Source organism: Micromonospora sp. NPDC049102, assembly GCF_043197485.1.
GTDB lineage: Bacteria > Actinomycetota > Actinomycetes > Mycobacteriales > Micromonosporaceae > Micromonospora.
In genome coordinates, this window is the sequence record NZ_JBICTE010000020.1 from 19549 (window position 1) to 43402 (window position 23854).

Annotated in this window: 26 protein-coding genes; 18 read left to right on the forward strand and 8 right to left on the reverse strand. The window is 74.6% G+C overall.

Annotation, left to right across the window (positions count from 1 at the left end; all coding sequences use genetic code 11):
- Positions 1 to 71: 71 nt before the first annotated feature.
- Together ACGFH9_RS19510 and ACGFH9_RS19515 are read right to left on the reverse strand one after the other, a co-directional pair.
- Positions 72 to 1817 carry a sulfatase-like hydrolase/transferase gene (locus ACGFH9_RS19510; RefSeq protein ID WP_393221085.1) on the reverse strand — a complete coding sequence of 582 codons (1746 nt, stop codon included), beginning with the start codon at positions 1815 to 1817 and terminating at the stop codon, positions 72 to 74.
- A complete protein-coding gene (locus tag ACGFH9_RS19515; protein WP_393221087.1) occupies positions 1814 to 2617 on the reverse strand; it encodes a CDP-alcohol phosphatidyltransferase family protein in 804 nt (267 codons plus the stop codon). The genes ACGFH9_RS19510 and ACGFH9_RS19515 overlap by 4 nt, the downstream gene beginning before the upstream one ends.
- Positions 2618 to 2710: 93 nt before the next feature.
- Between ACGFH9_RS19515 and ACGFH9_RS19520 the strand changes: the two genes are divergently transcribed.
- The 7 genes from ACGFH9_RS19520 (at position 2711) to ACGFH9_RS19550 (ending at position 8459) form a co-directional block, all read left to right on the forward strand.
- A complete protein-coding gene (locus tag ACGFH9_RS19520) occupies positions 2711 to 3694 on the forward strand; it encodes a dehydrogenase (RefSeq protein WP_393221090.1) in 984 nt (327 codons plus the stop codon).
- Positions 3695 to 3696: 2 nt separating this feature from the next.
- Complete coding sequence (locus ACGFH9_RS19525; RefSeq protein WP_355245317.1) at positions 3697 to 4095, forward strand: 6-carboxytetrahydropterin synthase; 399 nt, start codon at positions 3697 to 3699, stop codon at positions 4093 to 4095.
- A 41-nt stretch (positions 4096 to 4136) separates the two neighbouring features.
- The gene (locus tag ACGFH9_RS19530; RefSeq protein ID WP_393221293.1) at positions 4137 to 5189 is read left to right on the forward strand and encodes a glycosyltransferase family 4 protein; all 1053 of its coding nucleotides are present in this window, start codon (positions 4137 to 4139) and stop codon (positions 5187 to 5189) included.
- A complete protein-coding gene (locus ACGFH9_RS19535) occupies positions 5186 to 6010 on the forward strand; it encodes a class I SAM-dependent methyltransferase (protein ID WP_393221093.1) in 825 nt (274 codons plus the stop codon). Before ACGFH9_RS19530 ends, ACGFH9_RS19535 begins: the two co-directional genes overlap by 4 nt.
- A gap of 64 nt (positions 6011 to 6074) precedes the next feature.
- The gene (locus tag ACGFH9_RS19540) at positions 6075 to 7013 is read left to right on the forward strand and encodes a lysylphosphatidylglycerol synthase transmembrane domain-containing protein (RefSeq protein WP_393221296.1); all 939 of its coding nucleotides are present in this window, start codon (positions 6075 to 6077) and stop codon (positions 7011 to 7013) included.
- A 58-nt stretch (positions 7014 to 7071) separates the two neighbouring features.
- Positions 7072 to 7755, forward strand: coding sequence for a GTP cyclohydrolase II (gene ribA / locus ACGFH9_RS19545; RefSeq protein WP_393221096.1), 684 nt, complete (start codon positions 7072 to 7074; stop codon positions 7753 to 7755).
- Positions 7752 to 8459 (forward strand): RibD family protein, encoded by a 708-nt coding sequence (locus ACGFH9_RS19550; RefSeq protein WP_393221099.1) that lies wholly within the window; start codon positions 7752 to 7754, stop codon positions 8457 to 8459. Before ribA ends, ACGFH9_RS19550 begins: the two co-directional genes overlap by 4 nt.
- On the opposite strand, the gene ACGFH9_RS19555 is transcribed toward ACGFH9_RS19550, so the two are convergent.
- On the reverse strand, positions 8426 to 8929 hold the full coding sequence (locus tag ACGFH9_RS19555; protein WP_393221101.1) for a hypothetical protein: 504 nt from the start codon (positions 8927 to 8929) through the stop codon (positions 8426 to 8428). The genes ACGFH9_RS19550 and ACGFH9_RS19555 overlap by 34 nt on opposite strands.
- Complete coding sequence (locus ACGFH9_RS19560) at positions 8922 to 10289, reverse strand: molybdopterin-dependent oxidoreductase (RefSeq protein WP_393221104.1); 1368 nt, start codon at positions 10287 to 10289, stop codon at positions 8922 to 8924. The genes ACGFH9_RS19555 and ACGFH9_RS19560 overlap by 8 nt, the downstream gene beginning before the upstream one ends.
- Positions 10290 to 10466: 177 nt before the next feature.
- On the opposite strand from ACGFH9_RS19560, the gene ACGFH9_RS19565 reads away from it, so the two are divergent.
- Positions 10467 to 11531: an NAD-dependent epimerase/dehydratase family protein gene (locus ACGFH9_RS19565; RefSeq protein ID WP_393221107.1), complete on the forward strand. Its 1065-nt coding sequence runs from the start codon at positions 10467 to 10469 to the stop codon at positions 11529 to 11531.
- A gap of 32 nt (positions 11532 to 11563) precedes the next feature.
- Here ACGFH9_RS19565 and ACGFH9_RS19570 read toward each other — a convergent pair whose 3' ends face one another.
- Positions 11564 to 12952, reverse strand: a complete 1389-nt coding sequence (locus tag ACGFH9_RS19570) for a hypothetical protein (protein ID WP_393221109.1) — start codon at positions 12950 to 12952, stop codon at positions 11564 to 11566.
- Positions 12953 to 13097: 145 nt separating this feature from the next.
- Here ACGFH9_RS19570 and ACGFH9_RS19575 point away from each other — a divergent pair, with 145 nt between their 5' ends.
- Genes ACGFH9_RS19575 through ACGFH9_RS19585 form a run of 3 tightly spaced genes read left to right on the forward strand, consistent with a single transcriptional unit; the run spans position 13098 to position 15111 of the window.
- Positions 13098 to 13772 carry a glycosyltransferase family 2 protein gene (locus tag ACGFH9_RS19575; RefSeq protein ID WP_355245341.1) on the forward strand — a complete coding sequence of 225 codons (675 nt, stop codon included), beginning with the start codon at positions 13098 to 13100 and terminating at the stop codon, positions 13770 to 13772.
- Positions 13769 to 14455, forward strand: coding sequence for a DUF2064 domain-containing protein (locus ACGFH9_RS19580; RefSeq protein ID WP_393221112.1), 687 nt, complete (start codon positions 13769 to 13771; stop codon positions 14453 to 14455). The genes ACGFH9_RS19575 and ACGFH9_RS19580 overlap by 4 nt, the downstream gene beginning before the upstream one ends.
- Positions 14452 to 15111, forward strand: a complete 660-nt coding sequence (locus ACGFH9_RS19585; protein WP_393221115.1) for a class I SAM-dependent methyltransferase — start codon at positions 14452 to 14454, stop codon at positions 15109 to 15111. The genes ACGFH9_RS19580 and ACGFH9_RS19585 overlap by 4 nt, the downstream gene beginning before the upstream one ends.
- 11 nt (positions 15112 to 15122) lie before the next feature.
- On the opposite strand, the gene ACGFH9_RS19590 is transcribed toward ACGFH9_RS19585, so the two are convergent.
- Positions 15123 to 16136 (reverse strand): sensor histidine kinase, encoded by a 1014-nt coding sequence (locus ACGFH9_RS19590; protein WP_393221118.1) that lies wholly within the window; start codon positions 16134 to 16136, stop codon positions 15123 to 15125.
- Positions 16129 to 16821, reverse strand: a complete 693-nt coding sequence (locus ACGFH9_RS19595; protein ID WP_393221121.1) for a response regulator transcription factor — start codon at positions 16819 to 16821, stop codon at positions 16129 to 16131. Before ACGFH9_RS19595 ends, ACGFH9_RS19590 begins: the two co-directional genes overlap by 8 nt.
- Positions 16822 to 17137: 316 nt before the next feature.
- On the opposite strand from ACGFH9_RS19595, the gene ACGFH9_RS19600 reads away from it, so the two are divergent.
- From ACGFH9_RS19600 to ACGFH9_RS19610, 3 genes are all read left to right on the forward strand, one after another.
- Positions 17138 to 17989, forward strand: a complete 852-nt coding sequence (locus ACGFH9_RS19600; RefSeq protein WP_393221124.1) for an Hsp70 family protein — start codon at positions 17138 to 17140, stop codon at positions 17987 to 17989.
- Between the two features lie 13 nt (positions 17990 to 18002).
- Complete coding sequence (locus tag ACGFH9_RS19605; RefSeq protein WP_393221127.1) at positions 18003 to 18794, forward strand: hypothetical protein; 792 nt, start codon at positions 18003 to 18005, stop codon at positions 18792 to 18794.
- 68 nt (positions 18795 to 18862) lie between these two features.
- Positions 18863 to 19435 carry a nucleosidase gene (locus tag ACGFH9_RS19610; protein ID WP_393221130.1) on the forward strand — a complete coding sequence of 191 codons (573 nt, stop codon included), beginning with the start codon at positions 18863 to 18865 and terminating at the stop codon, positions 19433 to 19435.
- 9 nt (positions 19436 to 19444) lie between these two features.
- Here ACGFH9_RS19610 and ACGFH9_RS19615 read toward each other — a convergent pair whose 3' ends face one another.
- On the reverse strand, positions 19445 to 20176 hold the full coding sequence (locus ACGFH9_RS19615; protein WP_393221132.1) for a low temperature requirement protein A: 732 nt from the start codon (positions 20174 to 20176) through the stop codon (positions 19445 to 19447).
- Positions 20177 to 20345: 169 nt separating this feature from the next.
- Here ACGFH9_RS19615 and ACGFH9_RS19620 point away from each other — a divergent pair, with 169 nt between their 5' ends.
- The 4 genes from ACGFH9_RS19620 to ACGFH9_RS19635 all read left to right on the forward strand — a co-directional run bounded on the left by ACGFH9_RS19620 (position 20346) and on the right by ACGFH9_RS19635 (position 23660).
- Positions 20346 to 21197 carry a S1 family peptidase gene (locus ACGFH9_RS19620; RefSeq protein WP_393221135.1) on the forward strand — a complete coding sequence of 284 codons (852 nt, stop codon included), beginning with the start codon at positions 20346 to 20348 and terminating at the stop codon, positions 21195 to 21197.
- Between the two features lie 94 nt (positions 21198 to 21291).
- A complete protein-coding gene (locus ACGFH9_RS19625; protein WP_393221138.1) occupies positions 21292 to 22308 on the forward strand; it encodes a sugar kinase in 1017 nt (338 codons plus the stop codon).
- Between the two features lie 3 nt (positions 22309 to 22311).
- On the forward strand, positions 22312 to 23055 hold the full coding sequence (locus ACGFH9_RS19630; protein ID WP_393221141.1) for an IclR family transcriptional regulator: 744 nt from the start codon (positions 22312 to 22314) through the stop codon (positions 23053 to 23055).
- Positions 23052 to 23660, forward strand: a complete 609-nt coding sequence (locus ACGFH9_RS19635; RefSeq protein ID WP_393221144.1) for a bifunctional 4-hydroxy-2-oxoglutarate aldolase/2-dehydro-3-deoxy-phosphogluconate aldolase — start codon at positions 23052 to 23054, stop codon at positions 23658 to 23660. Before ACGFH9_RS19630 ends, ACGFH9_RS19635 begins: the two co-directional genes overlap by 4 nt.
- Positions 23661 to 23854: the final 194 nt, after the last annotated feature.

A 23854-nucleotide genomic window follows, 5' to 3' on the forward strand; every position in this document is an offset into this window, starting at 1 on the left:
GCTCGATGTGCGAGCGAAGCGTAGCGAGGCAATTGTGGCGAATAGGTTATTTGTCCGAATTGCTGGAGCGATCAGCGCGGGGCAGCCAGCGGCGGTGAGGACGATCCGAAGGCGGTCAGGAACCGGTCGCGGAAGGAGTCCATCGGCCACACCGGCGCCTGCGGGCCGGGCCGCAGACCGTCCTGCCAGCCCCACCCGGCGACCCGGTCCAGCACCCTCGGGTCCCGGGCGACGATGGTGATCGGCACGTCGCGGCTCGCGCCCTCGCCGGTCACCACCGGGGCGGGCTGGTGGTCGCCGAGGAAGACCAGCACCAGATCGTCGTCACCGTAGGTCTCGACGTAGGAGATCAGCGCCGACAGGGAGTAGGCGACGGCCTGCCGGTAGCCGGCCCGCACCCGACCGGTGTCCCGGTCGTCGGCGTCGCCGTCCTCCTTGGCGCCGGCGTCGCCGTGGTAGATCGAGCCGTCGCCCACCGCGTCCCAGCCGATCATGCGGGGCACGGCCGTCCAGGGGGAGTGGCTGGAGATCAGCGGGATCTCCGCCATGATCGGACGGTCCGCGCCGGCGCGGACCCGCCGCTGAAAGAACGACAGCGTGTACTGGTCGGGCATCGGCGCATAGCTGAACTTCGGGCCACGGTAGCCGAGCGCGGCGGTGTCGTAGTAACGGTCGTACGAGAAGAAGTCCTTCTCCGGCCAGGGCTGCGTCGCCGCGGGCAGCACGCCGACGGTCTGCCAGCCGGCCCGGCGGAACGCGCCGTTGAGCGTGAGCCGGTCACTGGCCAACAAGCTGCGGTGCCGTTGCTCGTTGTCCGTCCACAGACCCGACAGCAGGGTGTCGTGTGCCAACCAACTGCCGCCGCCGAACGTGGGCGAGGTGAGGAAGCCGCTGCGCGAGCCGTACCCGGCCGCGCGGAGCCGCTCGCTCCCGGCGTCCAGCACCGCGTTGACCTGCGGCGCCAACTCCGGATCCTCGACGGCGTCGCGCCCGTAGCTCTCCACGAAGGCGAGGACGACGTCCTTGCCGCGCAGCCCGGTCAGCAACTGCTCGCCCGGGGCGTCCTGGAACGGGTCGGCGTCGATCTGGGCGGTGAACCGGCTCCGGTCGTGCAGCCGCGCGTCCACCTGCTCGGCGTGCGCGCCCACCAGCGCGGTGGTGCCAGCGTCGGCCACCGGCACGCCCGGGACGATCCGCACCCCGGTGACGGCGCAGACCACCCAGGCGACCGTCAGCACGGCCACCGCCCGGGTCGCCGTCCGCTCGTGGTCGACCAGCAGCGACGCCAGTCGCCGCAGCGCCACGGTCACCACGACCAGCAGCAGGACGACCAGCAGCACGACACCGACCACCGCGGCGACCGCGCCCGTCCGCCCCACCGAGTCCCGGACGAAACCGAACGCGTCGTCCAGCAGCAGCCAGTCCAGCACCAGATCGAACGGCCGGTCGAGGGCCGTGCGGAACCCCAGGTCGGCGAGCCTGACGATGGCCAGCAGGCCGAGCAGCGGCCCGACCACGGCCACCAGCACCCGCCGTGGGCGCGGTGGCAACGCCAGCAGCAGCGCCGCGACCAGCAGACCCTCCAACGGGATGCGCACCAACGCGCCCGGGGCCAGCTCGCCGAGCCGGTCCGGGCCGACCAGGACGGCGTACACCAGCAGGACCGCCAGCGCCGTGCCCGCCCACCGCAACGCCCGCCGCGCCGGGCCGCCCGACACGGACGACACCACGGGAGTACGCGCCGAAGCGTCACCGGTTCGCGCCGAGCGCCCGCGCAGCCGGTCGGCCAGCCGGCGTCGCCGGGTGGGAAGGGTCATCGGGGCCTCCAGTCCGAGTGGACCGTACCGCCCGAGCGCGCCACCAGCGCCGGCCTGGGCACCCGAAGGTGCGAAGCGGGCACCGGCAGCAGCGGGTTGGCCCGCCGGGGCGCCGGACGGCGACGCCACAACCAGGCCACGTCCCGGCCGAACGACTCGACCAGCAGCCCCAACGCCGTCACCAGCACCACAGTCGTCCACGGGTCCGGAAGCACCCGCGCGGCGGCCACCGTCAACAGCACCCCCTGCGCGGCGGCCACCACCTTGCGCCAGAAGCGCGGCGGCAGCGTTCCCCGCAGCCAGGGCAGCACCGCGCTCGCCGCGACGAAGACGTACCGCATCGCGCCGATGGCCAGCACCCAGTTGCCGGCCGCCGGGGCCACGTACACGCTGAGGACCAGGATGAGGAACGCGTCGACCTCCATGTCGAAGCGGGCCCCCAGGGCGCTGGCCGTGCCGGTGCGCCGGGCGACCTGGCCGTCCACCGCGTCCAGTGTCAGGGCCACCGCGCTCAGCGCGACCAGCAGACCCACCGGCGTCGGGCGCTCGAACGAGTCCACCACCAGCGCGGTGATCGCGCCGACCAGGATTCCCCGGGCCAACGTCACCCGGTCGGCGGGGCCGAGGCGGGACGCGCCAGACAGGTAGAGCCCCCGGCTCAACATGAGGCAGGTGACCGCCGCGTAGCCGGCGCCGGCCAACCAGCCCGCCGTGCCCAGACCCACGGTGGCGACCAGCGCCGCCAGCACGACGAGCTGTGCAGTAAGCCCGATCACCGGACCGCTTCGAACTGTGGGCACCGTACCTCCGTGTTTATGATCGACGACCCCGACAGAGAACACGGAAATCAGGGCCGTTCGGTTCGACCGGGACAAAAGGTGAGGTGTGCGAGGGTGATCCGCGAGGCGTACGCCTGCTGGGTGCGCGAGCCCGGCGCGGCGGAGATCCGGCCGGTGTCGCTGCCCGTTCCGGGCCCCGACGAGGTGCTGGTCCGGGCCCGCTACTCCGGGGTCAGCCGGGGCACCGAGACGCTGGTGTTCGCCGGCCGGGTGCCCCCCGACCAGTACGCGGCGATGCGCGCCCCGTTCCAGGAGGGTGACTTCCCCGGCCCGGTGAAGTACGGCTACCTCAGCGTCGGGGTGGTCGAAGAGGGCCCGCCGGAGCTGCTCGGGCGTACGGTGTTCTGCCTGCACCCCCACCAGAGCGCGTACGTCGTGCCGGCGACCGCCGTCGTGCCGGTGCCGGACGACGTGCCGCCCGCCCGTGCCGTGCTCGCCGGCACGGTGGAGACCGCCGTGAACGCCCTGTGGGACGCCGCGCCCCTGCTCGGCGACCGGGTCAGCGTGATCGGCGCGGGCATGGTGGGCTGCTGCGTCGCGGCGCTGGTGGCGCGGTTCCCCGGTGTGGACGTCGAACTGGTCGACACCGACGCCCGCCGGGCCGGGGTGGCCGGAGCGCTCGGCGTCCGATTCGCGCGATCCGCCGACGCGACCGGCGACCGGGACCTGGTCGTGCACGCCAGCGCCACGTCCGCAGGCCTGCAACAGGCGCTGGACCTGCTCGCACCCGAGGGCACGGTGATCGAACTGAGCTGGTACGGCGACCGCCAGGTGCAGGTGTCCCTCGGCGGGGCGTTCCACTCCGGACGGCTGACCGTGCGCAGCAGCCAGGTCGGCATGGTCGCGCCGGCGCGGCGTGGCCGCCGCAGCTACACCGACCGGTTGGCGCTGGCCCTGGACCTGCTCGACGACCCGGCGTTCGACGCGCTGATCACCGGCGCGTCCCGGTTCACGGAGCTGCCCGACGTACTCGCCCGACTGAGCACGGGCGACCTGCCCGCGCTCTGCCACCTCATCACCTACGACGACGGGGAGTGACCGTGTTCAGCGTGACCGTTCGGGATCACATGATGATCGCCCACAGTTTCCGGGGCGAGGTGTTCGGCCCGGCCCAGCGCCTGCACGGCGCGACGTTCGTGGTGGACGCGACGTTCCGCAGGCCCGACCTGGACGACGACGGCATCGTCGTGGACATCGGCCTCGCCACCGAGCAGCTGCGGGCCGTGGTCGGGGAGCTGTCGTACCGCAACCTGGACGACGAGCCCGCGTTCGCCGGGATGAACACCACGACCGAGGTGCTGGCCCGTACCGTCGCCGACCGCCTGGCCGAGCGGGTGCACGCCGGCGAGCTGGGCGCCGGTGCCCGTGAGCTGGCCGGCATCACCGTCACCCTGCACGAGTCACACGTCGCCTGGGCCAGCTACGAGCGGTCGCTGTGACCGACGCGGGCCGGTCGACGCCGGCCCACGCCGCCGTCGGGATCGACGGCCCGCGTCCACGTACGGTGCACGTCGTCCTACCCGGCGACATCGACGACCCGGCCGCGCCCAGCGGCGGCAACACGTACGACCGCAGGGTCTGCTCCGGGCTCGGCGAGCGCGGATGGCTGGTGCACGAGCACCAGGTGCCCGGCACCTGGCCGCATCCCGACGCCGGGGCGTGTGCCGCGCTGGCCCGGTTGCTCGCCGCCGCGCCGGACGACGCGGTGGTGCTCGTCGACGGCCTGGTCGCCTCGGCCGTGCCGGACCTGCTCGCCCCGCACGCGACACGGCTGCGCCTCGTCCTGCTGGTGCACATGCCGCTCGACGACGAGGCCGAGGGTCGGGCGCTGGCCACCGCGCGGGCCGTCGTCACCACCAGTGCGTGGACGCGCCGTCGCCTGCTGGCCCGCCACCGGTTGCCGGCCGATCGCGTCCACGTCGCGCCGCCCGGGGTGACGCCCGCACCACCGGCGCCGCCCGGCAGCGCAGCCGGTGAGCGGCTGCTCTGCGTCGCCGCGGTCACCCGCCACAAGGGCCACGACGTGCTGGTCGACGCCCTGTGTGTGCTGGCCGAGACGCCCTGGACGCTGGTCTGCGCCGGCACGCTCGCCCGGGAACCCGAGCTGGTGCACCGACTGCGCGACCGGCTCGCCGGCGCCGGCCTGTCGGAACGGGTCCGGATGGCCGGCCCGCTGACCGGCCCGGCGCTCGACGCCGCGTACGCCGCCACCGACCTGCTGATCCTGCCGTCGCGGGGCGAGACGTACGGGATGGTCGTCACCGAGGCCCTCGCGCGTGGCGTGCCGGTGCTGGGCACCGAGGTCGGGGGTCTGCCGGAGGCGCTCGGCCGTGCCCCCGACGGCGTCGTACCCGGTCTGCTGGTCCCGCCGGACGACCCGGCCGCCCTGGCCGGCGCGCTGAGTTGGTGGCTGGGCGACGACGAGCTGCGATCCCGGCTGCGGCGCGCCGCGCTCGCCCGCCGCGACACCCTGACCGGCTGGCCGACGACGACCGCACGGCTGACCACCGTGCTCGAGGAGGTGGCGGGGTGACCGTCGAGGAGACCCTGCCGTTCGCCGACTGGCTGCGTCTGCGCGAACCGGCCGACGCGGCGGCCCGCGCCGAGGACCTGGTGGACGCCGTCCGGCCCCGGCTGAGCGGCCACGACCCGATCCTGATCCACGACCTGGGCAGCGGCACCGGCTCGATGAGCCGCTGGCTCGCCGCCCGGCTGAGCGGACCGCAGCACTGGGTGCTGCACGACCGGGACGCCGACCTGCTGGCTCGTGCCGCCGACGGTATGGCCGGGCTGACCGCCGCCGACGGAGCGCCGGTCACCGTCGACACCCGCTGCGGCGACCTGACCCGGCTGAGCGCCGCCGACCTGTCCGACGGCGCGCTGGTCACCGCGTCCGCGCTGCTGGACATGTTGACCGCCGAGGAGGTCGAACGGGTGGTCGCGGCCTGCGTCGACGCCGGCCGTCCCGCCCTGTTCGCGGTGTCGGTGACCGGTCGGGTCCGGCTCACCCCGGCCGACCCGCTCGACGCCGCCGTCGAGGAGGCGTTCAACGAGCACCAGCGGCGTACCGTCGACGGCCGCCGGTTGCTCGGCCCGGACGCCGCCGCCGTCACCGCCGCCGCGTTCGCCCGACGGGGTGTACCCGTGCGGGAGCGGCCGAGTCCGTGGCTGCTCGGCCCCGGGCAGGCCGACCTGGCCGCCGAGTGGTTCCGGGGCTGGCTGGGCGCGGCGTGCGAGCAACGTCCCGAACTGGGCGGCCCGGCCCGCGCGTACGCCGATCGTCGACTGTCCGAGGCGGCCTCCGGCGGGCTGGGCGTACTGGTCGAACACCTGGACCTTCTGGCGGGTGGATGAACCATCGACACCCTGGGTACGTGCACTAGAGGGAGTGGACGATCTTCAGGGAGGACCGGCGTCGATGGTGTGGGCCTGGGCACGAGCGGTCGGCGGGGCGGGCCTGCTCGCCGTCCTGCTGTGGCAGGTGGGCGGCGGCGCGTTCCTCGCCGGCGTACGGCTGATCGACGCGCCGGCGCTGGCCGCGGCCCTGCTCATCGGCGTGCTCACCACTGTCTGCGCCGCCTGGCGGTGGAGCCTCGTCGCCGGTGGACTCGGCGTGCGGCTGCCGCTGGCGACCGCGGTGGCGCACTGCTACCGAGCGGTGTTCCTCAACGCCACACTGCCCGGCGGTGTGCTCGGCGACGTCCACCGGGCGGTGCGTCACGGCCGCGACGCCGGCGACGTCAGCCGGGGCATCCGGGCGGTGGTCTGGGAGCGTACCGCCGGTCAGGTGGTCCTGGTGGGTGTCGCCCTGGTGGTGCTCGCGGCGTTCCCGTCCCCGGTGCGGCAGTACCTGCCGGCCGCCGCCGCCCTGCTGGCCGTGGCCGGCCTGGCCGTCGTGCTGCTGGCGTGCCTCCTGCCCGGCACCGGCCGGTCCCGGTGGGCACGCGGCGTACGCACCGCCGTCGCCGACGTGCGGGCCGGGCTGCTGGCCCGGCGGACCTGGCTGGGCGTGCTGGTCGCCTCCGCCGTGATGGTCGCCGGTCACCTGGCGACCTTCCTGGTGGCGGCGCGGACCGCCGGGTCGGACGCTCCACTGGCACGGCTGCTGCCACTGACCCTGCTCGCCCTGCTGGCGATGGGTCTGCCCCTGAACGTCGCGGGCTTCGGCCCTCGCGAGGGCGTGGCCGCCTGGGTGTTCGGCGCGGCCGGCCTCAGCGCGGCCGAGGGCGTCGCCACCGCCACCGTCTACGGCGCCCTCGTGCTGGTGGCCAGCCTGCCCGGCGCGGCCGTGCTGCTCGCCCGGCGAGCCCGCAATCCCACCACCGCTCGGGAAGCCGCCTTGCGCGGTGACTGTTGAGTCAGTGGTGAGACGGTACGCGTCGCCGTTCGAGGACGGCGCCGGACAAAGGAGCCCCATGCCCGAAGCACTGCCCGTCGCCACGGTCCGTACGCAGGTCACGGTGCCCCTGGCGTTCCCCGACGGCTACACCACCACCGTCCGGGTCTTCACGTTCAAGGGGCTGGTGGACGGTCGGGAACACCTCGCCCTCGGCCTGGGTGACTGGGCCGGCGCGCTGGACCGGCTCGCCGCCGGTGGTGAGCCGCCGCTGGTCCGCCCGCACAGCGAGTGCCTGACCGGGGACGTGTTCGGCAGTCAACGCTGCGACTGCGGACCGCAGTTGCGCGAGGCGGTCCAGCGCATTACCGAGACCGGCGGCTTCCTGCTCTACCTGCGGCAGGAGGGCCGGGGCATCGGCCTGTACGCCAAGCTCGACGCGTACGCGCTGCAGGACGCCGGACTGGACACCTACCAGGCCAACGTGGCGCTGGGCCGGGGCGAGGACGAGCGCGACTACAGTGCCGCCGCGCAGATGCTGGCCACCCTGGGCGTGCCGCGCGTACGTCTGCTCAGCAGCAACCCGGACAAGGCCGAGCAGTTGACCCGGTTGGGCGTGGACGTCGTCGAACGCGTACCCACAAGCGTCTTCCTCTCCCCGGCGAACGCCGAGTACCTCGCGGCGAAGGCCGCCAAGGCGGCGGAGACGGAGGCGGCGGAGGCGCAGGCGGACCGTACCCCCGACCGGCCCGTCTCCCGGTGAGCTGCCCAACGGCGTCGCCGCGGCCGTACGTGCTGCTGAGCTGCGCCACCTCCATCGACGGGTACATCGACGACGCCTCCGACCAGCGCCTGCTGCTGTCCAACGAAGACGACCTCGACCGCGTCGACGCGGTCCGGGCGGGCTGCGACGCGATCCTGGTCGGCGCCGCCACCGTCCGCCGCGACGACCCGCGCCTGCTGGTGCGGTCCGCGTCGCGGCGGACCGAACGGTTGGCGCGCGGCCGGCCCGCCTCGCCCACGAAGGTGACGCTGACCGCGCGCGGGGACCTCGACCCGACCGCCCGGTTCTTCACCGCCGGCGACTCCACCCGGCTCGTCTACTGCGCCAGCGGAGCGCTGGACAAGACCCGGGAACGGGTCGGCGCGCTGGCCACCGTGGTCGACGGGGGAGAGCCTGTCGACCTCGGATGGATCCTCGCCGACCTGGCGGCGCGGGGTGTGCGCCGCCTGATGGTCGAAGGTGGTGGAACGGTGCACGCCCAGTTCCTCACCGCCGGCCTCGCCGACGAGCTGCACCTGGTCGTCGCCCCGTTCTTCGTCGGCGACCGCCGGGCGCCCCGCTTCGTCGGCGAGGGGACCTTCCCCTGGCACCCGGGCCGCCGCGCCCGACTGGCCGAGGCCCGTCCGATCGGCGACGTGGTGCTGCTGCGTTACGCGCTCTCCGACCGCTGCCCCGACGACTGACCACGATGTCGCAGCGCGTACGCGAGCGCGCTGAGCAGGAACAGCGCCGCGCTGAGCGCCAGCCAGCGCAGCAGGTACGGCCGTTGGGTCTGGCCGGTGGCCGCCTCGTGGGTCGTCTCGCCCCAGCGCAGGATGCCCGGGGCGTAGACCACGAACAGCAGCGCCGTGCCGAGCGCCGGCACCCGCAGGTGGTTGAGCAGGGCGACCCGGCCGCGTACCACCGCGCCCAGCACGCGGTCGACGCTCGCGTACACCGGAAACAGCACCAGGTCGTGGGCGATGACCGCGCCGACGAACCAGAGCAGCATCCGGCCGAACGTCGCCTCCTGGGCGAGCCGCAACGCCACCCAGCCGGCGAGGACGATGACCGCAGTCACCAGGACGAGGTGCCAGGGCGCGGCGCCGTAGGCGGCCCGCAGTCGCGCGGCCCGCCCGGCCGGCTCCTGCGTCGGCCCGGCCCGCTCAGTCATCGGTCCGCCCCCGGAAGTCGATCTCGGCGACCCACTTGGTGCAGTGCACGCCCGGCAGGGCGGGCACGATGATCCGGGCCGGGTAGCCGTGGTCGGGGGCGAGGTCGACGCCGTTGACCCGCAGGGCCAGCAGCGAATCCGGATCGAGCACCTGGTTGGCCGCGAGCACCGCGGTGCGGAACAGCCCGGCCTGCTCCAGCGACGACACCCGCGCCGAGGCCGGGTCGGGCACCCCGGCGAGGGCGGCCAGGTCCCGAAGACGGACGCCGGTCCAGGTCTGCCGGGTCGACCAGCCCTCGACGCAGGAGATGGGCAGCGCGGCGGTGTGCTGTGCCAGGGCCAACAGGGCCGGCCGGTCCAGGCTCACGCTCCGGCCACCACCGCGCAGCGTCAGCCGCCAGCTCGCGTCGGTCTGCTCGGGGCGTACGCCGGCGGCGGCGACGGTGCGGTTGACCGGGAAGCCGTTCGGCCCGGTGCCGGGCTGTCGCCCCCGGGGCAGCAGCAGCGCCGTGCGCCGCAGCGGGCCGTCCAGGCTCTGCCCGATGGTCAGAACCGCCAACAGCAGCGCCCCACCGCCCACCAGGCCCAGCGCTCCGCGCCGGCTCACGGTGGCCGGGCCGGGCTCGGCGGCGACCAGGCCGTCCGGGTCGGGCGGCTCGGGTCGCGTCGCGGCACGTGGGGTGCGCAGCTCCGCGCCCAGCGGACGGGACCGCAGGGCGGGCACCAACCGGGGGAACTTGATGATCACGTGCGCCACGAAGGCCGCGGTGAAGATCCAGGCGCCGAAGTAGTGGGCGGTGTAGAAGTCGAAGCCGAACACGTACGAGTACTGGATGTTGAGCAGGCCGGTGGCGATCTGGAACAGGATCCCGCCGACCAGCAGCAGCAGGGTCAGCCTCTCCAGCACCTGCGCCAGGGAGCGGGCCGGCGGCCAGTCGAACAGCTTCGGCAGCACCGACCACAGCTTGCCCAGCACCACCGGGACGAGCACGATCCCGAGCGTCACGTGCAGCCCCTGCGTGAGGCGGAACAGCCAGGACGGCCGGGTCGGCCAGTCGAAGACCGGCAGCCGCAGCCACCCCACGCCCTGTGGGAACGCCTGGTCGAACCCGGGGCCGTAGGCGGCGTAGTCGAGCAGCCCGGTGATGACCACCAGTGGTAGCGCCACCAGCAGCGCCGAGCCGTAGACGGCGGTGAGCCAGGGACCGCGCAACGGACTGCGCCAGGCACGCTCGGCCGCGTCCACACCGGGTGGGCGGTGCCGGGCCAGCCCCCGCCACAGCCGGCGCGGTGCGCCATAGCCGGCCACGTCCGACGCCCGGTCGCCGTCGACGAGCGGGCCGGATCTGCCTACGGGCACTCGCTGCTCCCTCCTCGTGCACTGTCGGCAGGTTAGACGCCAGACGTACGACGGGTCCGGGTTTACTCCATTACCGAACGCTTACCGCGCCGCAGCCGCCCGCCGAGCTGTTGCGAACTCCTTACGGCTCCGCCGAACCGGCCCGCCGGGCGTCCGGACGGCCCTACCGTGGCCGACATGCGCGTACTGGTCACCGGCGCGGCCGGGTTCATCGGGTCGCAGGTCGTCGACCTGCTCGTCGAGCAGGGCCACGAGGTGGTGGCGCTGGACGCGCTGCTGCCCCAGGCGCACGGCGGGGAACTGCCCGCCTGGTCCCGCGGGCACCAAGTGGTCCACGGCGACGTCCGCGACGGCGCCCTGCTGGACCGGCTGCTGTCAGGTGTGGACGCGGTCTGCCACCAGGCGGCGATGGTCGGTCACGGCCTCGACCCCTCGGACGCCCCCGACTACGTCACGCACAACGACTACGGCACGGCCGTTCTGCTGGCCGCGCTGCACCGGGCGGGGATCGGCCGTCTGGTGCTGGCCAGCTCCATGGTGGTGTACGGCGAAGGGCGCTACGCCTGCCCCGAGCACGCCACGGTGCGGCCCGCGCCACGGCGGCCCGAGGACGTGGCGGCCGGCCGGTACGACCCGACCTGTCCCCACTGCGACCGAGGGCTCGACCCGGTGCTCGTACCCGAGGACGCGCCGCTGGAGCCCCGCAGCACGTACGCCGCCAGCAAGCTCGCGCAGGAACACCTGGCCGCCGCCTGGGCCCGGCAGACCGGCGGGACGGTGTGGGCGCTGCGGTACCACAACGTCTACGGCCCCCGGATGCCCCGCGACACCCCGTACGCCGGAGTGGCGTCGATCTTCCGGTCGGCGCTGGCGGCCGGCGTGGCCCCTCGCGTGTTGGAGGACGGCCGGCAGCGGCGAGACTTCGTGCACGTCACCGACGTGGCGCGGGCGAACCTGCTGGCGCTCACCAACGGCCTGCCGCCGGCCACCCTGATACCGGTGAACGTCTGTTCGGGCGAGCCGCACACAGTTGGTGAGCTGGCGGTCGCCCTGGCCGAGGCGATGGGCGGGCCGGCCCCGCAGGTGGTCGGAGGTGCTCGCGCCGCCGACGTGCGCCACGTCGTGGCCGACCCACGCCGGGCCGCCGAACTGCTCGGCTACACCGCCCGGGTCGGCTTCGCCGAAGGCGTGGCCGGCTTCGCCACCGACCCGCTACGGGAACCAGCCGCCATAGCAGGCTGACCCTGCCGCCCGCCGGGACGGCGGCGGGGTGGTCAGGAGACCGTCCAGAGCAGGTGGTTGGCGGCCAGCGCGGTGAGCGCCTGCGCGGCCAGCCACCAGCGCTGCGAAGCCGCCGGCAGGTGGGCCGTGGACACCAGCAGCCAGACGACGAACGGCAGCCAGATCCGCTCCACCTCCGCCTTGCTCAGCCCGGACAGGTCCGCGCCGAGCACCGCCACCAGGGCCGCCAGCGGTAACAGCACCGTGGGCCCGGCTGCGCGTACCGCTGCTGCCGCAGGCAAGCCCAGCCGACCGCCGGCCCGCCAGCCGGGCGCGGCCGTCAGCGCGCGGCGCAGCGCCGGCCCCAGGACCGGGCCGGCGCTGAGCAGCAGCGCGGCCAGGTTGGCCCACACCCAGTAGGCGTAGGGGCGGTCGGCGGCCCAGCCCTGGTAGTACCGCTGGACGACGAGGTGGTAGCCGTCCCACCAGGAAAAACCTGCGGCGACGAACACCGCCGTGACGGCCGCGACGCCGATGGCGGCGGCGAGCAGCGCGCTCAGACGGTGGGTACGGCGCAGCGCCACCACGGTCAGCGCGAGCACACCGACGAGGAGGAAGCCGTACGACAGGTGCAGCGCGAAACCGAGCACCGCACCACCGGCCAGTGCGGCGACGCGGCCACGGACGGCCAGCAGTGCCAGGCCGGCCGCGACCACGGCCGCGAAGATGCCGTCGGCGGAGGCGCCCACCCAGACCGCCCCGGGCAGCAGCACGAGGAACGGGATCACCGCGCGGGCCGCGTCGGGCGCGCCGAGCGCGCGCAGGGTGACCGGCACCGACACCGCGATCGTGGTGCCGAGCAGTACGCAGGCCAGCGCGGCCGCTGTGCCTCCGCCCAAGCCGACGCGGTCCAACCAGACGAAGACGAGCAACGCGCCCGGCGGGTGACCGGCGGTGTGGGTGGACCACGAGTCGGGTTGGAAGTCCGCGATCCGGCTGGCGAAACCGGCCAGCATCGCCGGGATGTCGGTCACCCCGGGGACCTCGTGCAGGTACTCGGCCTGCGGGGTGAGCCGCCGGGTCAGCCCCGCCGACCAGCCGTCCACCAGTGCCAACGACAGCGTCCAGGCCACCGCCGCCAGCCACGCGGCAGCGAACAGGGCACCCCAGCGGGCCGTGCGGGCCCACCGCGCGCCCCACCCCACCACCACGACCGCCACCACCAGCGCCGCCGGGCTGCCCCAGCCGACGTGTGGCCGCCACGTCGCGTAGAGCGGAGCGGCGTCCGCGTGCAGCCCGGCGTCGCGGGCGTTGAGCAGGGCTCCCACCAGCACGGCGACGCCGAGCAGCGCCGCTTCGATGCCCAGGACCAGGAGGTCCCCGGCGTGGCGGCGAGGTGGGGTCCGCCCGGGGGCGGCGGCGAGAGCGGTGGTCGAGGCCATGACCAACGGACGGTACGGCGGCAGCCCGTCCGCGCGCTCGCCAATCGGCGGCCTGTCACCGGACGGTAAGAAATGCCCGAGTGGTAAGGGTTCGGTAAGCACATTTCGGCCTCCGCCGCGAGGGTGCCGTCCTAGCGTCGGCGGTATGCCGACTGAGATCGACGTGGTGCTGCCGTGCCTGGACGAGGCAGCTGCCCTGCCGGGCGTGCTCACCGCGCTGCCGCCCGGCTACCGGGCAATCGTGGTGGACAACGGCTCGCGGGACGGCTCGCCCGAGGTGGCCGTCCGGCACGGCGCCCGGGTGGTGCACGAACCGCGGCGCGGCTACGGCGCGGCGGTGCACGCCGGTCTGGAGGCCGCCGACGCGGAGGTGGTGTGCGTCCTCGACGCCGACGGGTCGTTCGACCCCGCCGAGCTGCCGGCCCTGGTCGCGCCGGTGTCCGCCGGTACGGCCGACCTCAGCGTGGGCCGGCGTCGACCGGTCGGGGCGGGGGTGTGGCCGTGGCACGCCCGCGCCGGCACGGCGCTGGTCGCCGCGCTGCTGCGCCGTCGGGGCGTACCGCTGCGGGACCTCAGCCCCATCCGGGTGGCCCGCCGCCAGGCGCTGCTCGACCTCGGCGTCACCGACCGGGCCTTCGGCTACCCCCTCGAACTGCTGATCCGCGCCGCCGCCGCCGGCTGGCGCATCCACGAGATGGACGTCACCTACGCGCCCCGGGCCGCCGGCACCCGGTCCAAGGTGTCCGGTTCGGTGCGGGGCACCCTGCGCGCCACCCGTGACTTCGCCGGCGTGTTGCGGACCGTGGACGGGCCCCGGTGACCGTTCTGCTGGTGGTCGCCAAGGCGCCGGTCGCCGGGGCGGTGAAGACGCGGCTCTGCCCACCTGTCACGCCGGCCCAGGCGGCCCGGATCGCCGCCGCCGCGCTGCGCGACACCCTCGACGCCGTCCGCGCCACCCCCGGCGTCACTCCCGTCCTGGCCTGGTCGGGTCGTCTGGCCGAGGCCGAGGCCGAGGACGCCGACGCGTTGACCGCCGCGCTGGCCGGCTGGTCGGTGCTGAACCAGCGCGGCGTCGGGCTCGGCGACCGGCTCGCCAACGCGTACGCGGAGGTCGCGGCGGCGTACCCCGGGCAGCCGGTCGTGCAGATCGGCATGGACACCCCGCAGGTGACACCCGCCCGGCTGGCGGCGGCGGTGGCGGGGCTGCGCGCCGCCGACGCGGTGCTCGGCCGGGCGCACGACGGCGGCTGGTGGTCGTTGGGGCTGCGCGACCCGAGGCACGCCCGGGTGTTGCGCGACGTGTCCATGTCGACCCCGAACACCGGTCACGACACGTGGGCGGCCCTCACGGGACACGGTCTGCGTACCGCGCCGTTGCCGGTGCTGCGCGACGTCGACGAGTGGCCGGACGCCCTCGCGGTGGCCGTCGAGGTGCCCGAGGGGCGCTTCGCCCGACAGGTCGCGGCGGTCCGCCTCACCCTGCTGCCGGAGGGCCGGCGGTGAACCCCGTCGACACCGCCCCGTTCGCCACCGCGCTCGCCACCGACCGTGTCACGTCGCGACGGTGGCTGGTGCACGGCGATGGTGTCCGCAGCCGACTTCCCGTGGACCGCTGGCACGGCGCGGCCGAACCGGCGGTCGCCGGTCTCGTCGCCCGCTGTGGCGGCCCGACGCTCGACCTCGGGTGTGGGCCGGGGCGGCTCACCGTGGCGCTCACCCGGGCCGGCCTGACCGCCGTCGGCGTCGACGTCTCCGCGACGGCGGTACGACTCACGCGTGCCCGTGGCGCGGTGGCGGTGCACGGCGACCTGTTCGGACCGCTGCCGGCCGAGGGCCGGTGGGCACACGTGGTGCTGATCGACGGGAACATCGGGATCGGCGGCGAGCCGGTCGCGCTGCTGCGCCGCTGCCGGGAGCTGCTCGCTCCGGGTGGCACGGTCCTGGTCGAGCTGGAGCCGCCCGGCGCGGGTTTGTGGCAGGGCCAGGCCCAGGTGGCCGCCGAGCAGGGGGCCGGCCGGGTGCTGCTCGGTCCGGCGTTCCGCTGGGCCCGGCTGGACGCGCACGCGGTGCACCCGGTCGCCGACGCCGCCGCGATGGTGGTGCGGGACGTCTTCCGGCAGGGGCGGCGTTGGTTCGGTGAGCTGCGGGCGAGCCGCTGAGGGCGCGGGTGTCAGGCCGTTGGCAGGCGTACCACGAATCGGCAGCCACCGACGACGTTCTGCACGTCCACCCGGCCGCCGTGCGCCTCGACCAGCCCGCGCACGATCGCCAACCCCAGTCCGCCGGAGCCCTCCCCACCGGCGCGCGGCGTCCGGGCCGGCTCGCCCCGGAACGCCACGTCGAACAGTCGGGGCAGGTCGTCCTCGGGGATGCCGCCGCAGGTGTCCGCGACCGCCAGCCAGGCGGCGTCGCGTTCACACCCGGCGTCCACCCGCACCGTGCCGTCGCTCGGCGTGTAGTGCACGGCGTTGAGCAGCAGGTTTCCCACCACCCGGGCCAGTTCGGGTTCGCTGGCCAGCACCGTGGGCCAACCCGACTCGGCGGCCACCAGGCGGATGCGGCGGGCCTTCGCCAGCGGCGCGGTGCCGGCCAACGCGTCGGAGACCACCTCGCCGAGCGGCACCGCCGACAGGGTCAGGCGCAGCGCCCCGGCGTTGATCCGGGACAGCTCGAACAGGTCGTCGACGAGGCGGGTCATCCGGTCGGTCTGCACGCGGATGCGCCGGTGGTACTCGGCGACCGTCGCCTGGTCGTCGACCACCCGGTCCTCCAGCGCCTCGGCCATCGCGCGCAGGCCGGCCAGCGGTGTGCGCAGGTCGTGCGACACCCAGGCCACCAGGTCCCGGCGGCCCTTCTCGACCCGGCGTTCCCGCTCCCGGGCCTGGGCCGCCCACACCGCGGCGGCCGCCAGCCGACGCCCGAAGTACCAGCCCACACCCAGGCTCACGACCGCCGCCGCGGCGACCGTGAGCAGGACGACCTGGAGGTCGTGGGGGGACAGGAACATCGCCTGGGCGACGACCACCACCCCCGCGACCACGGCGACCACGGTGATGGTGAGCAGGACGCACACGTGCACGGTGATCGAGCGGTGGCGTAGCAGCCGCAGGGTCAGCGCGCCGAGCAGGCCCACGCCGAGCGCGGCCGCGAGCGCAGCCGCGAAGATCAGCGCCAGGTCACGCATCGGTCGGCTCGTACCGGTAGCCGACACCCCAGACCGTGACGATCCGTCGCGGCTCGGCCGGGTCGTCCTCGATCTTCTCCCGCAGTCGCCGGACGTGCACCGTCACCGTGGACTGGTCGCCGAAGTTCCAGCCCCACACGCGTTCCAGCAGCTCGGTGCGCTTGAACGCCCGCGTCGGATGCCGCATCAGGTGCGCCAGCAGGTCGAACTCGCGCAGCGTCAGGGCCAGCTCCCGGCCGTGCAGCCGGGCGATCCGCGGCCCGGTGTCCACCTCCAACCCCGCGTCGGTGAGCAGCTCGGCCGCCGGCGCGGCCGGCTCGCCGACCCGGCGCAGCACCGAACCGACCCGCAGCACCAGCTCGCGCGGCGAGAACGGCTTGCCCAGGTAGTCGTCGGCGCCCAGTTGCAGCCCGAGCACGCGGTCCGCCTCGTCGCCGCGGGCGGTCAGCATGATGATGGGTACGTCGTCCGGCCGCTCCCGCAGTCGCCGGCACACCTGCAACCCGTCCAGCCCCGGCAGCATCAGGTCCAGGACGACCAGGTGCGGCGGCCGGTCCCGGACGGCCTCGAGCGCGGCCAGACCGTCACCGACGTGGCTCACCTCGTACCCGGCGTGTTCCAGGTAGCGGCAGACCACGTCACTGACGGTCCGGTCGTCGTCGACCACGAGCACCCGCTGCGCCACCGGCCACCTCCCGCAACCAGCCTAGCCAGCACGGATGCGATCGGCGATTGCCCAGATCTTGCGGTTTGCTTACCGCCGAGGTCGAGGTTCGATGGCGCTCAACCCCTGGTATTGCCTGCGCGATCGCTGGACACCGCTCAGTTTTTGCGAGCCCGATCGTCGCGACAACGGCGGCGCACGTTCGGGACCGTCCCGAACGTGACGGACGCCCGTCCACCCGCCACCGATCGCAGGCTGACCGACCGATCAGGCCGTCGGCGTGGGCTGCGTACGATGCGGGGCTGGGTTTCCCGTGTCCCGGCGGAGGTAGCGGCAGATGGCAGGCCAGCACGAGGGTTTCGCCCTCGGTGTCGACCTCGGCACGTCCAACACGATCGCCGTGCTGCGGTGGCCGGACGGTCGGACGCGTCCGTTGCTGATGGACGGTCAGCCGGTCAGCCCGTCCGCCGTGTACGCCGACCCGGACGGCACCCTGCACGTCGGGTGGGACGCCCGCCGGCTGGCGCAGGCCGACCCGGCCCGGTTCGAGGCGAACCCGAAGCGACGGGTGGACGAGCCGGGCGTGCGGCTGGGCGACCGCGTGTACCTTCCGGCGGAACTGCTCGCCGACGCGTTGCTGCGGGCGGGCTGGCCGCAGGCGGCCGAGCACACCCTCGCCGGGCCGACGCCGCCGGGGACCCGGCTGCTGCGCGAGCCGGTGGCCGCCGCCCGCTACTACGCGCAGGTGCTGCACCGGCCGGTGCCGGTCGGCGGCGCGCTTGCGGTGTTCGACTTCGGCGGTGGGACGCTCGACGTCGCGGTGCTGCGCAACGAGGGCGCCGACCCGTGGGACGACTCGGGCTTCCGCGTGGTCGCCGACGGCGGGCTACCCGACCTGGGCGGTCTGGACCTAGACGCGGCGCTGGTGGGGCGGGTCGGCGAGCTGCTCGGCGAGCGGCACGCCCGACGGTGGGCCCGGCTGGTCCGGCCGGCGGACCCGGCGCAGCGCCGCGACCAGGTCCGGCTGTGGGACGAGGTACGCGGCGCGAAGGAGACGCTGTCCCGTTCGACGGTGGCCCCGGTCGCGGTGCCGGGGGTGGCCGAGGCGGTGCGGTTGACCCGGGAGGACGTCGAGCGGGTGCTCACGCCGCTGCTGCGTCGGGCGGTGGAGCGGGCCCAACCCGCGTGACGAGTACGGCGGTGTGCGTACCGTCGTGCGGCCGGTGGGCACCGACGCGGCGGCGGGCGGGCCGGCCTTCCTCGACGGGGCTGCCCGCGACCCGTGGACGGGCAAGGGCCGGCGACTCGTGCAGCTCGGGGCGGACCGGTCGGCGCGGCTGCTCGACATGGGCTCCGGCGACGTGCTGCGCGAGTGGGGCAACGTCGCCGACCTCGACGACCTGGTGGTGGCGTACGAGGATCGGCTCTACGTGACCCCCACCGACGGCGGGTACCAACTGCTGGCGTACGACCTGACGTCCGATGCCGCGCCGGTGGTCCTGTACCGGGCCGGGAACGCGGAGTACCGGCCGAAGGCGCTTGTCGCCTGCGGCGAGCGGAGGGCGTGTCTGGTGCAGGTGCGCAACGGCGACGCCGAGCGCACCGAGGTGGTGGCGGCGACCGAGGGCAAGGCCCCGGTGTCGTGGTCGGCGCCGGGCGTGACCGGCCTGGTGGCGGTCGGTGAGCAGGTGCTCGCCCAGCGGGAGTACCCGAAGCCGACGGTCAGCCTCTTCGGTCCCGCCGGCACGGCGGTGCTGGCCGAACGTCCCGGCGTGGCGGCCCGGCTGGACGGCGGCAACCTCCTCGTCTTCGCCGAGCCGACCAGCACGGTGGCGGACAGCCGCAGCGTCGCCGGGGTGTGGGCGGAGTCGGGCGAGGTCGACGAGCTGGGTCAGCTCGTCGACGTACGCAGCGCGTCCTGCTCGTGGAACACCCGCGTCATCGCCTGCGGGGCGGACCGGGACTTCGTGCTGTACCGGTTCGCCGACGATTGAGCGCCGGCCGGGCCGTCGGCTGTCGGGTGTACGCAGGGGCCGCCGGCCGCCGCTCGTAGGATGCTGCGGTGATTCTCCGAGGTGTGGTCCGCGCCGATCGTCCGCTGGTGGTGCTCGCCGTCGGTGAGGAGGCCCGCTACCTGCCGGACGAGCTGCCGGTGCTGCTCACCGGCATGGGCAAGGTCAACGCCGCCAGCGCGGTCGCGGCGGTGCTGGCCGCCGGGCCGCGCCCCAGCCTGCTGCTCAACCTGGGCACGGCCGGCGCGCTGCGCCCCGGCTGGACGGGCATCCACGAGGTCGCCACGGTGCTCCAGCACGACCTGGACACCGCCCTGCTGCGCACCCTCACCGGTCAGACCTACGGCGCGCCGCTCTCGCTGGCCGCCGAGGGTGCGGTGCTGGCCACCGGTGACACGTTCGTGGCGGACGACGACGCGCGGGACCGGCTGGCGCAGCGCGCCGACCTGGTGGACATGGAGGGGTACGCGGTGGCCTGGGCAGCCGCGCAGGCTGGTGTGCCGTGCCGGCTGGTCAAGCAGGTCAGTGACGAGGCCGGGGAGGGCGCGGCCCGGACGTGGCGCGAGTCGGTGGACGCCTGCGCACGGGACCTCGCCGAGTGGGTCGGGCGACACCTCACCTGACCGTCGAGGTCATCCGGCGAGCTTGCGCGGTCTGAGACCCCGCGTGGTCTCCCGGTCACCGGCGCCGGGGACCACGACGTGCCCGGCCAGCGCGAGGGCCACGATCGCGGTGACCAGCACCGGTGGCCAGCCGCCCGCCCAGGGCAGCCGGTGGTCCGGTCGTACCGGTCCAGAGGCACCCGACCCAGCCCCGGTGCGGGGTAGCGCGCCGCCGCGGAGAGCAGGTCGATCGCGATCGCGGTGGTCCAGATCCACCACCGTGCCGCGTCGAACAGCACGCCGGTTGTCCAGAGGACGCCGGACAGCAGGAACCAGAACAGGAATCGGGTGGCTCGCGCGGTGCCGCTGCCGATACAGGGTGCTGACCAGGATGATGCCGCGCACCACGTGGGTGCCGACGTAGGCCAGCGCGAAGGTCGCGGCCTGCCCTCTGGTGATCATCGGCAGCGCCGCCGCCATCCCGACCGACCCGACCATGGCGATCATGAGAATGCCCTGGATCGGACGCTGTTGGGGATCGTAGAACTCGGTCGTGGTCGTGGTGACCGACCACGTCCACCAGATCGCGGTCAGCATCAGCGCCACCGCCGCGCTGCGGGCCCAGGACTGCTGGTCGGCGAGCAGCTTCGAGGTCTGCGCGAGCGCGGCCACGAAGACCACGTCGAAGAGCAGTTCGAGCAGCGTCGCCCGGGTCGACCCGTCCGGTCGGCGTACCAGCGCCGCGGTGCCTCCGGTGGTCATGCCCGGCCTCCCGCCGTGTCTTGGCGATTATCGGCGGCGGCGGCGCGGTCCGTCCCCGGATCGGCGATTCCCGCGGAGCGGGGAAGAGGGCGATCGGAGGTTGCCACGGCGCTGCGCTCGGGCGACGCTTGTCGACATCCATCGATCTCGATCTCCGTCGGAGGTTCGGATGCGCCGTTCCCCGCTCGTCGTCCTCGTCCTGACCGCCCTGCTGCTCGTCGCGCCGGGCGCGGCGCAGGCCGCCCTCCCCGACCGTGCCGGGTCCGATCCGGTCGGCGTCCTGTCCGGGGTACGCACGCCGGGCACCGCCTGGGGGCTCGACCCGGCCAGTGGCCGGATGATCGTCACCGTCGACGACACGGTGGCGCCCGCCGACGTGGCGAGGCTGCGGACGGTGGCCGACCGCGCCGGCGCGCTGTTGCGCCGGGAGCCCGGCACGCTGCGTACCCTGATCGCCGCCGGTCAGGGCATCTACGGTGGCGGCGGCCGCTGCTCACTCGGCGCGAACGCGCGCAGCGGCAGCACCTACTACGTGATCACCGCGGGCCACTGCACCACCACCGCGGCCACCTGGTACACCGACAGTGCGCAGACGACAGTCCTGGGCACCCGGACCGCCACCAACTACCCGGGCGACGACTACGGGCTGATCCGCTACACCGGCCGGATCGCCCACCCGAGCGCCGTCTACACCTACCCCGGCCTGCTCGCCATCAACGGCCCCGGTACCGCGTACGTCGGTCAGGCGGTGTGCCGCAGTGGCGTCACGACCGGGGTTCGCTGCGGCACCGTCACCGGTCTCAACCAGACCGTCAACTACGCCACCGGGGTGATCTACGGGCTGATCCGCACCAACATCTGCGCCGAGCCGGGGGACAGTGGCGGGCCGCTGTACGTGGCGTCCACCGGCACCATCCTCGGCATCCTCTCCGGGGGCAGCGGCAACTGCACCTCCGGCGGCACCACCTACTACCAGCCGATCGCGGAGGTGCTGGCCGCGTACGGACTGACCCTGCCCTGACCATCGTTGCGCTCTCCGCAACGGGTTGCTCGCGTGGCACAACGCGCCTAGGCTCGGCGAGACCCCGGACCCCTCACCGAGGACGTGCGCCGCGATGCCGAGCGAACCCCGACCCGACCGCGCGGCCACCCCGGCCGGTCCACCGCCGGCCGAGGTGGTCACGGTGGGGGAGACCATGGTGATGCTCTGCCCACCCGTGGGTGAGCGGCTGGAGCACGCCGAGCGGGTCGACCTCTCGGTCGGCGGCGCGGAGTCCAACGTGGCCGGCTACCTGGCGCGGCTCGGCCACCGGGTGACCTGGGTGAGCCGCGTCGGCGACGACCCCTTCGGCCGGGTGGTCGTCCGGCACGTCGCCGACGCCGGCGTCCACGTCGACCTCGTGACGGTGGACCCGAGCGCCCCCACCGGCCTGTACGTCAAGGACCCCGGCCCCACGGCCACCGCCGTGCACTACTACCGGGCCGGCTCGGCCGCGTCCCGGATGGACTCCGGCGCGTTGGCCGACCCGCGGCTGGCCGGCGCGCGGGTGCTGCACCTGTCCGGCATCACCCCGGCGCTCTCGGCCTCCTGCCGGGCGTTGGTCGAGCAGGCGGTGACCGACCGGCCGCTGACGGGCGCGCTGGTCAGCTTCGACATCAACCACCGGGCCCGGCTCTGGCCCGCCGAACGGGCCGCGCCCGTGCTGCGCGACCTCGCCGACCGCAGCGACGTCGTGTTCGTCGGCCAGGACGAGGCGTACGCCCTCTGGGGGGCCACCGACCCGGCGGCGGTACGCCGACTGCTGCCCGGTCCGCAGACGGTGATCGTCAAGGACGGCGCGGTCGACGCCACCGCCCTGCTCCGGGACGCAGAGCCGGTCGTCGTCCCGGCTCCCCGTGTGTCCGTCGTGGAGCCGGTCGGGGCCGGTGACGCGTTCGCCGCCGGCTACCTGGCCGGGTTGCTGCGTGACCTCGACCCGACACGACGGCTGCGCCTCGGTCACCTCGTCGCCGCGCAGGCGCTGGGCAGCACCGGCGACAGCGCGCCGCTGCCGCCGCCGTCGTGGTTCGACCGGCTGCTCGACGGCCCCTGGTCGCCACCCGACCTGACCGGCGTACGGGTCGAGGGCTGAGCGGTGTCCGAGGGCGTCGACCGGGCCATGCGCGTGCTCGAATTCCTGGCGCGCGAGCCGGCGCAGCTCGGCGGGGTGGCCGCCCACCTGGGCGTGCACAAGTCCACCGCGCTGCGGCTGTTGCAGACCCTCGAGGCGGGCGGCTTCGCACGTCGTACCGACGGCGGCTGGACGGTGGGCCTGCGGCTGATCGACCTCGCCCAGCAGGCACTGGACTCCCTGGACGTCCGAGCGGTGGCCCGTGGGCACCTGGCGGCGTTGGGCCGCGACTGCGGGCACACCATCCACCTGGCACAGATGGTCGACGACGACCTCGTCTACGTCGACAAGATCGAGGCGCGGGGTCAGGTACGCATGTACTCCCGGATCGGCCGTACCGCGCCCCTGCACGCCAGCGGCGTGGGCAAGGTGGTGCTCGCGTACAGCCCGCCGTCGCGGTTGGCGCACCTGGTCGAGGGCGGCGCGCTGCCCGCGTACACCCGGGCCACCATCTGCGACCCGGCAGCTCTGCGCGCGGAGCTGACGGCCATCGCCGAGCGGGGTTGGGCCGCCGACGACGGTGAGTTCGAGCCACTGATCACCTGCGTGGCCGCGCCGGTCCGGCAGGCCGACGGCGCGGTCACGGCCGCGGTGTCGGTGACCGCGCCGACCGTGGTGGCCACCCTCGCCGACCTGCGCGCCGTGCTACCCCGACTGCTGGCCACCACCCGGCAGATCTCCCACGACCTCGGATGGAGTGGACCATGACCACAACGGACTTCGCGCACATCTTCGGCAGCGCCCGGGTGATGGCGATCCTGCGCGGCCTGCCGGTCGCCGAGACCGTCCGGCTCGCGGAGCGCGCCTGGGACCTGGGCATCGACGTCGTGGAGGTGCCGGTCGCGACCGCCGACGCGGTACCCGCACTGCGCGCCGCCGTCGAGGCGGGCGCGGCGCGCGACCGGATCGTCGGGGCCGGCACGGTGCTCGACGCCGACACGGTCGCGGCGGCGGCCGACGCGGGTGCCGCGTTCACGGTCGCGCCCGGTCTGGACCTCGCGGTTGCCGACGCCGCCGCCGCGCTCGGCCTGCCGCACCTGCCCGGCGTGGCCACCCCCACCGAGGCGCAGCAGGCCCTGCGGCACGGCCTCACGTGGCTCAAGGCGTTCCCCGCGATCTCCCTCGGGCCGGCCTGGTTCAAGGCCATCGCCGGACCGCTGCCGCAGCTCCGCTTCGTCGCCACGGGCGGCCTCGACGCGACGAACGCCGAGGCCTTCCTCGACGCGGGCGTACGGGTGGTCGCGGTCGGCTCAGCCCTGACCGACCCCACCCAGCTCACCCACCTGGCCAAGCTGACAACCCAGAACCCCTAACCCACCCCCACCCCACCCGCGTCGATCTTGCACTTACTGCGCCGACGAAAGCCGTGAATCGGGATGCATCGACAACAGTAAGTGCAAGATCGGCGCGGGGAGGGGAGGGGGCGTGGGGAGGGGCGCAGGGTGGGGCGCGGGGTGGGGGTGGCGGGTTTGTGCCATGGCACGAACGCGCCGGGGTACGGCGGGGT